The sequence below is a fragment of the Ignavibacteriales bacterium genome (assembly GCA_016214905.1).
Classification (GTDB): Bacteria; Bacteroidota; Ignavibacteria; order UBA10030; family SZUA-254; genus PNNN01.
In genome coordinates, this window is record JACRMQ010000004.1 from 1 (window position 1) to 13,790 (window position 13,790).

General features: G+C 39.6%; 11 protein-coding genes. All 11 read left to right on the top strand.

All coding sequences use genetic code 11. The features are described 5' to 3' along the window. Window positions 1-802 (top strand): T9SS type A sorting domain-containing protein (locus HZB59_01745; GenBank protein ID MBI5020137.1); only part of this gene is annotated, 802 nt, incomplete at its 5' end. Between the two features lie 75 nt (window positions 803-877). Continuing rightward, on the top strand, window positions 878-2,347 hold the full coding sequence (locus HZB59_01750; protein ID MBI5020138.1) for a glycoside hydrolase family 13 protein: 1,470 nt from the start codon (window positions 878-880) through the stop codon (window positions 2,345-2,347). Window positions 2,348-2,356: 9 nt separating this feature from the next. Next, entirely contained in the window at window positions 2,357-5,377 is a 3,021-nt protein-coding gene (locus HZB59_01755; protein MBI5020139.1) for a T9SS type A sorting domain-containing protein, read from the top strand. A 10-nt stretch (window positions 5,378-5,387) separates the two neighbouring features. Then, a complete protein-coding gene (locus HZB59_01760; GenBank protein MBI5020140.1) occupies window positions 5,388-6,629 on the top strand; it encodes an extracellular solute-binding protein in 1,242 nt (413 codons plus the stop codon). A 26-nt stretch (window positions 6,630-6,655) separates the two neighbouring features. Continuing rightward, window positions 6,656-7,549: a sugar ABC transporter permease gene (locus HZB59_01765; protein MBI5020141.1), complete on the top strand. Its 894-nt coding sequence runs from the start codon at window positions 6,656-6,658 to the stop codon at window positions 7,547-7,549. Window positions 7,550-7,647: 98 nt separating this feature from the next. Then, on the top strand, window positions 7,648-8,490 hold the full coding sequence (locus tag HZB59_01770) for a sugar ABC transporter permease (protein ID MBI5020142.1): 843 nt from the start codon (window positions 7,648-7,650) through the stop codon (window positions 8,488-8,490). 4 nt (window positions 8,491-8,494) lie between these two features. Then, entirely contained in the window at window positions 8,495-10,435 is a 1,941-nt protein-coding gene (locus HZB59_01775) for an alpha-amylase (GenBank protein MBI5020143.1), read from the top strand. 62 nt (window positions 10,436-10,497) lie between these two features. Further along, window positions 10,498-11,217 carry an SOS response-associated peptidase gene (locus HZB59_01780; protein ID MBI5020144.1) on the top strand — a complete coding sequence of 240 codons (720 nt, stop codon included), beginning with the start codon at window positions 10,498-10,500 and terminating at the stop codon, window positions 11,215-11,217. A 124-nt stretch (window positions 11,218-11,341) separates the two neighbouring features. Then, window positions 11,342-12,511, top strand: a complete 1,170-nt coding sequence (gene thiI / locus HZB59_01785) for a tRNA 4-thiouridine(8) synthase ThiI (GenBank protein ID MBI5020145.1) — start codon at window positions 11,342-11,344, stop codon at window positions 12,509-12,511. 189 nt (window positions 12,512-12,700) lie between these two features. Further along, complete coding sequence (locus tag HZB59_01790; protein MBI5020146.1) at window positions 12,701-12,907, top strand: CDGSH iron-sulfur domain-containing protein; 207 nt, start codon at window positions 12,701-12,703, stop codon at window positions 12,905-12,907. A 13-nt stretch (window positions 12,908-12,920) separates the two neighbouring features. Then, window positions 12,921-13,739, top strand: a complete 819-nt coding sequence (locus HZB59_01795; GenBank protein MBI5020147.1) for a DUF4412 domain-containing protein — start codon at window positions 12,921-12,923, stop codon at window positions 13,737-13,739. The last annotated feature ends 51 nt before the right edge of the window (window positions 13,740-13,790 follow it).

The following is a 13,790-nucleotide window of genomic DNA, read 5'->3' on the forward strand; positions in this document are numbered from 1 at the left end:
TACATTCACACAGGGTGATATAGATGCGTTAGCGGCATCATTCAGCGCCGCGTTCAATGATGGAACATTGGATAACGTAATAAATCAATCATGTGCAATCACATTAACGGTGAACACAAACGGAGCCCGATCGGTAAATGGAACTCTATTCCCGGTTGTAAACACAGTTCATGTAGCCGGAAGTGCGTTGCCGTTGCAATGGCCAGGTGGCAGCTGGCCCGATGCAGACAGCAACCGTGTGATAAAGTTATATGACGATGGAACAAATGGCGATGCGACCTCTGGGGATAAGATATTCTCAGGAGTAATAACATTCGCACCATATACTCCATTGAATGTATTATATAAATACGGTATCAACTGGGGCGATCTTGCAAACAACGATGGTATAAATGATAACGAAGCAGGATTTGCCGTTAACCATACTCTACAGATGACTAAATATCTATCATCTGCCACTGTTGTAGATACATTCGGTACTATGAAAGTATCAACAATAACGGATCCGGTTGGTGTGAAAGAAATCGCTATTATGCCAACAAAGTATGAACTTCAACAAAATTATCCGAATCCATTTAACCCGATAACAACGATCACTTATGCAATTCTAAAAGAATCGTTCGTTACGTTGAAGGTTTATAATGTACTCGGTGTTGAAGTTGCGACTCTTGTAAGTGAGAAGCAAAATGCCGGTACATTCACAGCTACATTTGATGCAAACGGTTTCTCAAGCGGTATGTATTTCTACAAAATTACCGCCGGTGATTTCGTAAGCACAAAAAAGATGATATTAGTTAAGTAATAAAAAGATATGTTATGAAGGCGTCCGCCGGCATCGAATTGCATGGCGGCGCCTTTTTTATTTTTCAAATTAATTATGAAAATAATATCCCTTTGTCTTTTTATTTTGCTTCTATTCACTTCGTGTTCTGCTCAACGAGAGACCAGGAGTGATTTCGTCCCCGATTGGGCAAAAGAAGCAATCTATTATCAAATCTTTCCCGAACGGTTTGCCAACGGTGATTCGACAAACGATCCACCAAACATTGAGAAATGGGATGGGATACCCAAAGGGAATAATTATTTCGGCGGAGATATTCAGGGAATTATCGATCACCTTGATTATTTAAAAGATTTAGGTATTAATGCACTTTACCTGAATCCAATATTTGAATCGAATACCAATCATAAATATCATACAATAGATTATTTCAAAATAGATCCGCACTTCGGAGACGAGAAAACATTTAAAACGCTAATCGATGAATCGCATAAGCGGGGGATCCGAGTGATTATCGATGGGGTGTTCAATCATACCGGCACAGAATTTTTTGCATTTAAAGATATTATAAAGAATGAAAAGAATTCTGAATATCTAAAATGGTACAATGTCCACGACTTTCCTATCAAACTTCCACCTGAAAAACCGAATTACGAAGCATGGTGGGGAATGGGGGAATTGCCGAAATTAATGGCAGATAATCCCGATGTTAGAAAATATCTTTTTGAAGCAACGCGTTATTGGATGAAATTGGGACTTGATGGATGGAGGTTGGATGTACCAAATGAAATGTCGCACGACTTTTGGATTGAATGGAGAAAAATTGTTAAAGAAGAAAATCCCGACGCGCTCATAATCGGCGAGATTTGGGATGATGCATCTCCATGGTTAAAAGGAGATCAATTTGACGCGGTCATGAATTATAGGTTTCGCGGTGCTTGTGTAGGTTTTATCGCTCTTGAAAATCGAAACGCGTTTCAATTTGATTCGATACTTACAACTGTCAATCAAGAATATCCCAGAGAAGTCAGTTACGCCCTTCAGAATCTTATCGGCAGCCATGATACCGAACGTTTTCTTATGTTATGCGAGAATGATACGGCGAAATTAAAACTCGCGATAGTCGCGCAATTGATGTATTTAGGTGCGCCGATGATATATTACGGTGATGAGATCGGAACATCCGGTGGCAAAGATCCCGATTGCAGAAAGACGATGAGATGGGACAATTCTACCTGGAATTTCAATCTGCTTAATTGGTATCAAACCCATATAAAAATAAGAACGGAACATAAAATCTTCAGTCGCGGAACAGTCCGTTTTATTATGGCAGATACTTTAAAAAATATCGCGGCATTCGTGCGTGAATATGAAAATTCTGTCGCGGTCGTTATATTGAATATGAGTAAGGATAAAAATGAGATTAACTATTCAATATTACCCGAAGGGATTAACGAGTGGTTGAATCTATATGATGATACTACCTTAAGGATTGATAACGGAAATGATAAACTTTTTGATATCCAGGCTAAATCGAGTCTTATATTATTGGGAAAAAAGGATTAAATAAAAACAATGAAGATGAAGATTTTGATACTTGTCCTCTTTTGCACCATATACTCTCAAGCGGCTGATAGTGTTGATGTAGTATTTCGATATAATTTTGCAAAAGATACTATCCCCACTGTTCCTGGAACTTTTAATAGCTGGAATAATAGCGCGTGGCCCATGACAAAATCAGGAGGCGATCTCTGGATTCGTACAGCCCGGCTCGCAATTGGAACATATCAATATAAATTCTATACCAAGACCACTATTTGGCCCAACGATCCTTTGAATCATCATATTTATCCCACTGCAGATCAAAATTCGATTTTATATGTTAAAGATCCAACAATTTATCATTTTCTTCCTAACCAACGGAATCCAATAGTAAATACATCCCTTCCAACAATTTCAGCTTACATATTACCAAAGGTTGGAACTGTTCTTGATACTTCAACTATAAGTTTACAAATCGACGGCACTCTTTTTTCCGGAATCGGAAGCAGTTATAATTTTATCACAAACCAGTTCGTATTCACCCCGCCGGAACCTCTTTTGAATGGTAATCATACGGTGATATTAAATGCAGGTATGAATGCCGATACTGTTCAATTCTCTTCACGCGGTGGATTTGTCCAGTTGTTAAATCAATTTCCATTCGAAACGTGGAAATCAAACTGGCAGTTAAACGGTGTTATTGATGATAGTTCCGTATCATCTCTGTGGATTGTCCGGAACCACACAGATTCGTTCATCGTATCGGCATCGAATAAATCATTCAGTTATTCCGCACCCCTCATTGAGGGTCTGAATTCTTTCATAGCTTATGCTGATTCGTCAGGTTATATAAAAACTTCATCTCCGGTTTCGTTTACACGAAAAATGAACCATGCACCCAATGCGGTAATTACTCTTTATCTTTCCGGAAGTAATATTAATTTATCTGCTTCAGCGAGCACAGACCCGGATACCGGCCAGACTGATCTTTTAAATTTTCATTGGATAGAAGATATTACAAATCCACAATCGATATCGGGAGTAAACAATTCAAACCAAGAATTAATCATCGGTCCAAAACCAATAATTCCGGGCGAGTATCATTTTCAACTCGTGTCATCAGACCCTCAGGGGAATAAAGACACGACAAGAAATTATTTTATTCTGGAGAAAAACGGAACATTCACTTTCCCCGGATACACGAGTAATCCGCGATGGGCGCAAGAAGCAAGAGTCTATTTTCTTTTTCCAAAATCATTCACATCAACGGGGACTTTGAACGCCGCGAGATTGCGGCTTCAATATATAAAAGACTTGGGATTCAATGTCATCTGGCTGATGCCCGTAATGAAAAATGCTTATCCGATAGATAACGGTGTCGGTCCGGGATACAATATCATAGACTTTTATAATGTCGCTCCTGAATATGGTACAAACCAGGACATGAAAGATTTTGTAAACAATGCCCATGATCTTGGCATCAAAGTCATACTTGACGTTACTCCGAATCATACAAGCCGGTTTCATCCATGGTCGCTCGATGCTCATACATACAAACAAAATTCTATTTACTGGAATTGGTACGAGCACAATAAAATTACCGCCAATCCAAATGGTTTGGGTGATTGTTTAGATGCGGACAATTTCAATTATTATTGCGGCTTCAGCGATCAGCTTCTTAATTATAACTGGTTGGATGATGACGCACGAGCCGAGATGATTAACGTTTATAAATATTGGATCAAGGAATTCGGTCTCGATGGTTACCGCTTCGATGTTTATTGGGGACCGCATCGAAGGTACACCGAACGCTACATGGGACAACCTGTGCGCAAGGCGTTGAAGCATATCAAACCTGATATCTTATTACTCGCGGAAGATGATGGAACAGGATCCGGTACCGAAACCATTTATGCCGATTATGCATTTATTGATGTGCGAGGTGGGGTTGATGCTTCTTATGATTTTAAATTATACAGGAATGCAATTGTGAATTTTGGGTTTAGTCCAACTGCAATAACAAATCTGCACAACGAAATTTATAACTCTGGATTTTACCCCGGCGAAAATGCGTTATATATGCGATTCATGGAATCTCAAGACGAAGATAGAATATTTTACACCGATCCAAACCCGTCGACTTATTATAACGCTCATCCATCAACTGCATTTAAGAGAACCATGCCGGTGGCGAGTGTAATTTTCACCTCACCCGGTTTTCCGATGTTGTGGAATGGGCAGGAGGTCGGATGGGGATATGGAATAACAGGATCCAAACTCGCCCGAAATAGATCGGTTATAAATTGGGATTTTCAAGGGAAAACATTATTAACACCACATTACCAAAAGTTAGCAAATATAAGAGGGCAGTTCCCTGCGTTTACACAGCATAAACGGGATACCAACCATGATTTTTCAGTGAATGCATCCGATTCGTCCGATTTTATACGGGTTTCTTCAACGAACGACAGCGTCTATGCTTTTTCACGCCCGTATCAAAACCAAAATGGTTTAACTGTTGTAAATATTAAATCATCAACTCAAACAACGATTATAGATCTTACAACTCAATATACTTTGAAATTCTCCGCAGGTATCCAGCCGGGAGAAGCGTATTATTTAAACGATCTTTACTCTAATACACGTGAAGCAATTCTCGGATCAGCACTTGATTCGGTTGCTGTTACATTGCCGCCTTACGGGACAGCGATATACACTGTTTCCTTAACGCCGGATTCGGTAATAATCGAAAATCCGATTGTGAGTGTAAATGAACCGCTTGTTATACCTGAAGAATCCGCTTTATATCAAAATTATCCGAATCCATTTAATCCCGTTACTAATTTTCGATTCTCAATCGCTAACTCTCAATTGGTAATTCTAAAAGTATACGACGTCCTTGGGCGCGAAGTGGAAACGCTCGTCAGCGATGTAATGCAACAGGGAACTTATACGGTACAATGGAATGCATCAAATCAGCCAAGCGGAGTCTATTTCTATAGACTGAAAACCGGGAATTTTACAGACACTAAGAAACTTCTGCTTGTCAGGTAATCTGAATATTATGAAAAAATATTTACTGCAGATATTCCATTACTCCATTTTGATTATTGTTTTGTTTTTCAATTCATGCACAATGAAAAATGAACCGAACCGGATAGTCATATGGCATCAGATGCGCGTTGATGAAAGAGTTATACTCGAAGAGCAGATGAAGAAATATATGCAGTCTCATCCCGGTGTGAAGATCGAAGCAATATATAAAGAAACGGAAGAATTGCGTTCGGGATTTATTATTGCTGCAATTGCCGGACAAGGTCCCGATTTAATTCACGGACCTTCAGATCAAGTGGGACCATTTCAGGTTATGGACATCATAAAACCGATGGATGATATTTTTTCGAAATCATATCTCGATTCGTTCAATCCAAAAGCACTTACATATTATAAGGGAAACTTGTATCAAATAGCCGATAAGCTTGGCAACCATCTGACATTAGTGTATAATAAAAAACTGCTTACCAATCCTCCCCAAACAGATCAGGAAATGATCGAGATCGGCAGGAAGTTAACAGTTGATAAAGATGACGACGGCAAGACAGATCAGTATGGATTAGTTTGGAATTATACTGAACCGTTTTTCTTCATTCCGTTTATGACAGGATTCGGAGGATGGATAATGGATGAGGATGGAATGCCAACACTCGATAATCGCGGAGTGATTGGCGGATTAATTTTCATAAAAGAATTGCGCGATAAATACAAAATTATTCCAAAAGAAGCCGACTACAATATTGCGGATGCTTTGTTCAAGGATGGGAAAGCCGCAATGATAATCAACGGCGATTGGTCGTGGGCAGGTTACAAGAAGGCGGGTATTGATATCGGGATTGCACCGTTACCCCGGATTGTGAAAACTGGTTTATGGTGTGCGCCAATGGTATCGCCGAAAGGATTTTCGATAAATAAAAATGTACCTAAAGAAAAAATCGACCTTATTTTAGATATTCTGAAATATTTGTTAAATTCTGAAAACCAATTGCAAACAGCGAAACTTTTAAATACAATGCCGGCCTTATCAGCGTTGTACGAAGATCCGTTTATAAAAAATAATGAGATATTGAAAAATTCCCAGATTCAGATCGACCGCGGCAGACCAATGCCGGTGGTACCGGAACTCCGAGCTATATGGGATGCAATGCGTCCGAGTTATCAAGCTGTACTCGGTGGTGTTAAGACACCGGAACAAGCGGCAAAAGATATGCAAAGTTTAGCACTCAGAAAGATTGCTGAGATGAATGAATAGCTCACTGAGAACTCTTCTTAAGAACTATGAATCGCTTTTATAAAAATATTTTTATCTTTGTTTTTGTTGCTCCTGCCTTTTTAGTTTTGATTGGAGTTGTATTCTATCCGTTCATTTATAATTTGGTGATTTCATTCTCTAACATGAACCTCCGGCATATTCAAGACTGGCAGATTATCGGTATGAAGCAATATGCCAAAGTTTTTACTGAACCAACAGAACCGAATTTCTATGCGGTATTTCTGAAGACAATCATCTGGACATCTGTAAATGTTATCTTCCATGTGGTGCTTGGTGTATTTCTTGCCTTACTCTTGAATCAAAAAATAAAAGGTAAAGGAATATATCGCACACTCCTTATTCTTCCATGGGCAATACCGCAATACATTGTCGCCCTGACTTGGAGAGGGATGTTTAATTACGAGTATGGTTCAATCAATATCGTTCTGACGAAGTATCTTCATCTTCCGGCAGTAGAGTGGTTGAAAAATCCGACCGAGGCATTTCTGGCTTGCATTCTCACAAATATCTGGCTTGGGTTTCCGTTTATGATGGTGGTTGCTCTTGGTGCGCTACAAAGTATTCCGCATGAATTATACGAAGCGGCAGATATTGACGGTGCAACATGGTATCATAAATTAAAGAATATCACTTTGCCATTAATTAAACCGGTCATGATTCCCGCAATTACGCTTGGAATAGTTTGGACGTTCAACAGTCTTAATATTGTTTGGCTTGTAAGTAACGGCGGCGAACCATCGGATAGCACCCATATACTTGTTTCATTCGTTTATAAAGCGGCTTTTAATTTATATCGGTATGGATATGCAGCGGCGTTGTCGATTATTATTTTCTTTATTTTACTGATATTCAGTCTATCTTTCATGAAGAAAACAAAAGCTACGGAAGCAGCGTATTAATTCGATCTTAGATATGAATTATAAGTTATAAGTTATGAGTTATGAGATGTTGGCAGAGAGCATAAAATTAGATAACAGGAACAAATGACCACTGATATATGAAGTCATCAAAATATAAGAGCAAGATTATTCGGATTCTAACACACTTAGTGTTAGTTATTTTTACTTTGATCGCTATCTATCCGGTTCTTCAGGTGGTTACGATCTCGCTTCGACCTGCAGACAAGCTGCTATCGACTTCGCTTGAGATAATTCCGCAAAATGCGACATTGAAATCTTACGTTGCATTATTCACAGATCAACCTTTTTTGTTGTGGGTTCGAAACAGTGCGCTTATTTCTTTAACGGTTACACTGACGGGTGTCGCATTGGCATCGATGTCGGGTTATGTATTCTCCCGTTTCAACTTCATCGGAAAGAAAATCGGATTGTTGAGTTTACTTGTAACTCAAATGTTTCCGGCTACTATGTTGTTATTGCCATTGTATTTAATGCTGATATATTTAGGATTGATAAATTCTTATTTAGGAATTATTATCACTTACTCGGCAACGGCATTACCTTTTTGCATCTGGACTATGAAAGGATACTACGACACGATACCCATCAGCTTGGAAGAAGCGGCGCGAATCGATGGGTGTAATCAATTTCAGGCATTTTATAAAGTAATATTACCGTTGGCTTCACCAGCTCTGGTCATCACCGGATTATTTTCATTTATGTCCGCTTGGTCTGAATACATAGTAGCAGCTCAGATACTTCAGGATACTCAATTGTGGACGTTACCGTTGGGTTTGAAATCGTTCGAGGCGAACATGTCTACCGAGTGGGGAATGTATGGCGCAGCATCTTTAATTGTTATGGTGCCTGTAGTTCTCCTTTTTATAATTCTGAGCAAATGGTTGGTATCGGGATTAACTTTAGGGAGTGTTAAAGGATAAACGTATGGAACAAACGAAGTATTTAAAAAATATCAGGGAGAAATTATATCAAAATTTTTTAAAGCATAAGGGTAAGGGAAGCCGATATGCCGTGCCTAATTTGTGGATCCCGGATAAACAGAATCTCACAAAACCTCAACCGATAAAGATGAATCCGCCGACATTTTATCTTAACACATTGGATTATATTCTTTCACAAAAGTATATTCCAACGGTAAAAAATCATGGCGGTAAATGGAGTATCGATTCTGTTATTTACAATATATTCGTGAGAACCACCTGCGCATTCGATCACAACCAAAATGGTAAATTAGATCTTCCCATAAATCAAGACGGCTGGCGGGAAACAGGCACTTTACTTAAAGCCACTATGATGATTCCGTATATAAAATCGTTGGGAGCCAATACAATTCATCTGCTACCTATCACTTCAATCGGGTCTGACGGGAATAAGGGAAATCTCGGATCGCCTTACGCTATCAAGAATCCTTATAAATTGGACGAACTGTTGCACGAACCGAATGCCGGACTTAATGTTGAAGAAGAATTCAAGCTGTTCGTCAACGCCGCCCATCATTTTGGAATAAGAGTGGTGGTGGAATTTGTTTTCCGTACGTCATCGAAAGACAGTGATTGGATCAGAGATCATCCGGAATGGTATTATTGGATAAAAGATAAGGTTAAAGACAGAAAACCGCATCATCACGATGAAACAAAATTCGGGAATCCTATCTTTACGGAAGAAGAGTTAAAAAAAATAATTTCCGCGGTTGAAAGCGGAAAGTACAGTGAATCAATTCCCCCGCATCAGATTTACCGGGATATGTTTACAAATCCGCCGAGGCAGGAAAAAATTGCGATGGAAGAGGGACGATTAATTGGCAAGCTTAATGATGGCACACGCGTTAGAGTTCCGGGCGCTTTCGCAGATTGGCCCCCCCACGATACACAGCCGCCCTGGGGAGATGTTACCTATTTGAAAATGTACGATCATCCTGATTTTAACTACATCGCTTATAACACGATTCGAATGTACGATACCAAATTGGCGTCGGCAGAAAATATTAATAAAGAATTGTGGGAAAAGATAGCGGCGGTTATTCCTTACTATCAACATACATTCGGCATCGATGGAGTTATGATCGATATGGGGCATGCCTTACCGATGGATTTGAAGCATGATATGATCAGACGCGCGCGGGAGATCGATCCCGATTTTGCGTTCTGGGATGAGAATTTTTCCGTCGAAGAACAAAGTGTGAAGGAAGGATACAATGCCGTAATAGGATATCAATGGAGCGATCAACATCACCGCGATAAATTTAAAAATATGCTTCGAAGATTTTCATCTGAAGGATTTGCATTGCCTTTTTTTGCCACACCTGAAAGTCATAACACTCCCCGAGCCGCCTCGCGTGAAGGAGAAGTTGCATATTCCAGATACGCGTGGGCGATCAGTAATTTTATACCTGCAATTCCGTTCATTCATTCCGGTTTTGAACTCGGTGAGACTGTTCCCATCAATACGGGTCTCGACTTCAAGAAAGAAGAATTAAAAAAGTATCCATCCGAGCAACTACCTTTATTCAGCGAGTATTGCTATAACTGGGCTAATGAAAATCAAATGGTCGATTGGATTCAAAAAATATCTCTGGTCAGGAAAAAATATCACGCAATGATTGCAGACCACTCACCCCGGTCATTTATCTGGATGGAAACTAAATCGAAATATCTGATCGCTTTTATCAGGAAATCGATAGAGATAAAGCATCAACTCTTGATCATAGCGAATTCGAATATGAAGGATAAAATTGATATAGACTTGAGTGTTGATACAACAAAAAAGGCACTCGACGATTTACTGTCTGGTAAAACATTTACTATCGAAAAAAGTGTGCTGATCGGCAAGATGAACCCGGGACAGGTTAGCGTTCTGCTAATATGAATAAACGCAATAACCTCCGCCGAAGGCGGATAATACTCCATTAATCCATTCCTCCATAAAGAATGTGCGGCAGATTCACAATAACAACGGATCGGGTTGAGATCATACTCGACAAATTCAAAGCCGAATTGGCGCCCGGTTTTGGCGGATACAAACCACGTTACAATGCGGCTCCGGGACAATCTGTTCCTGTTATCGTCACGAAAGATGGAAAAAGATTTTTAACAAATATGTTCTGGGGATTTGTACCGCCGTGGGGAGAAAAGAGCGATGGCTCTACAGTGTCTCAAGCGAATATTCGGGACGACACAATAGAGCGGAATAAATTTTTCAAAGAAAGAATACTTACCAACCGCTGTGTATTTGTGGCTGATGGATTTTATGAATGGAAAAAACCTGAAGGATACGAGAATTTGGTTAGAGGTAAAAAATTACCGAAGGGTGTACGAAAAATTCCTTACAGAATAATTTTGAAAAATAAAGAGATATTCGCTCTTGCCGGTTTGTGGCGTTCCATCGATATTGATGAAAAGAAAATTGTAACCGCTGGGATCATAACTACGAATCCGAACGAGTTAATGAAGCCGATTCATGACAGGATGCCTGTGATTTTGGAAGAGGAAAAATTAATATCATGGCTCAATCCTGAAGTAAGATCATTCAATGAACTTTCCAAACAGCTCGAACCTTATCCGAAAGATGAGATGGATGCGTATGTTGTTTCAAATGTAGTGAATAATAGCCGGGATGATTCGCCTGAGTGCATTGAGCGGTTAAAATAATAGCATTCGGTCTCTTACAGATTCGGAGTGCTCAAACCTCCGGCACCTCAAAGCAACTCACCAAACAATTTAATAAAACAACTCTTGTCTTTTTTCATTCCAAAAAATTAGCTATCTTTATTTCATGCAACCAGTAATAATAATTCATCATCATGAGATCACTCTCAAAGGCAACAACCGCAAGTGGTTTGAACAGCAATTACTGAAGAATGTCCGTACCGTTCTTGGTGAGTTGGTACCGCACAGCGCTATAACGGGTGGTTACGGCAGATTCGTGATTAAACTTCAAGAAGTATCGAACAACCAACTGATTATTGAACGGTTGAAATATGTTTTCGGTCTTTCTAATATTTGCATCGGTGTAAAAGTGGAACAGGATAGTGATGCTATCATGAATGCCTCGATTGGATTACTGGCGGATGAGAAATTTAAAACCATCAGAGTTACCACGCGGCGGGCAGATAAGAATTTCCCAATCGGTTCTATGGAAATGAATGCGAGGGTGGGGGCGGCGATTTGTGAAAAATTCAATGTCCGTGCTAACCTAACCGAGCCGGATGAGACTATATTCATTGAAATTGCAAACAAGGTCGCGTACGTTTATCGTGCAAAAGTCCAGGGTGCAGGCGGGTTGCCCTCAAGCATAAGCGGAAAAGTTGTCTCACTCATCTCGGCAGGTTTCGATTCACCCGTGGCATCTTGGATGATGATGAAGCGCGGTGCGACAATAGTCTTCGTCCACTTTCACAGTATGCCTTATACAAGTCAGAACTCAATCGATCAGGTAAAACAGATTGTTGAAACTCTGACGAAATATCAGTTCAAATCGAAACTCTATCTGGTACCATTCGCCGAAGTTCAAAACGAGATCGTTCTTAAAACCCCAATGCCGTTGCGTGTTATACTGTATCGTAGATTGATGATACGAATTGCAGAAGCAATCGCGACGAAAGAGAAAGCAGAAGCATTAGTTACGGGTGAAGCGGTTGGTCAGGTTGCATCACAGACATTAAGGAATATCCGAAATATTGATAATGCCGCTGCATTACCTATTCTTCGTCCGATCTCCGGGAATGACAAAGAGGAGACGATGGTTATCGCAAGAAAAATCGGCACCTATGATATTTCGAAGGAGCCGTATGATGATTGTTGTTCGTTCTTGGCACCGAGGAAACCTGAGATCTGGTCCAATATCCATGAAATAGAAGCGGCAGAAGCGAACTTAGATATGCAAGCACTTATGAATTTAGCGCTTGAGAAACAGACAATCGAGCAGTTCTTTTATCCTAATTAAGATTAGGTTGATTTTCCAGTAAGAGTTTTGTATAATCGAATATTCAGTAAACAACAGTCACGCTGAGCTTGTCGAAGCGTGATAATTTATGAAAGTGCATGGTTCGATCCCTCACTAAACTCGGGATAATCTAACTCACCATGACTTTTCAGTTATTATTTCAGATATCTATTATTATTTACGGAGTAAATTATGTCAACAAAAATAACAGTGAAAGATCACGGAAGCATTCAGGTAGAAGGGGAATTCGAAGTGTACGACTTGAAGGGGAAGAAATTCGATTTGACGGGGAAAAAAGCGATTTATCTTTGTCGGTGCGGACATAGTAAGAATAATCCTTTTTGCGACGGCAGTCATAAAGCTGCGAATTTTAATTCAGAAATTAATGCAAAATAACCGGGGTGATATTATGTATCAACGAATTATTAAATCTATTATTATCACATCTTGTTTGATGATCGGGATAACTAAAATATCTTTTGCTCAATTTGAAGGAGCGATAGATATGAAGGTAACGGTGATGGAAGATGGGAAACCGCAGGTGATGGAATATTCAATGATGATGAAAAAAGATCTCGTCGCTTCACAGATTAAATCTGTTGGTGGCGGTGAAGGAGGAGGGAAATTCATATTTAGGGGTGATAAAAAACTGCTCTGGATTGTGAACGATGCCGAGAAAAACTATTTAGAAATATCGTTGAACGACGCGGATAATAAGAAAACGAACGATCTCGAGAGTAAAAATAAACCGAAGGTAACCAAAACCGGGAAGACTGAAAAACTGCTCGGTTACGTCTGCGATGAAGTGATAATCGAGGATGGAAAAGAAGTAACACACATTTGGGGTACATCAAAGCTCGGTAATATTTATCAAGATCTGATGAAATCGTTCGGCAGTATAGCCGGCAATACCGATCCAAAACAAAACGGGGGTTGGGAATCGGAATTAGAAGCGTTGAAGTTGTTTCCATTGAAAATAATATCGAAAGAAAATGGTAAAGTAACACAAACCCAAGAAGTGATTAAAATTGAATCGAAAATGGTTCCGGTAAAAATATTCGATATACCTGCCGGGTTTAAAAAAATACCGATGGGATTGAATATGCAGGAGATGATGCGCGAACCCGATAAAGACGATCCGGGAGTTAATCCTGACTTGGAAAAGATGATGAAACAATTGCAAGAGATGCAGGAAGAGAAAGAAGATACATCCGACGGCGGCAAATAATTGATTGATAGAAAAAATTTATTGCTTAAAACAAATTGAGCAATTTGAATC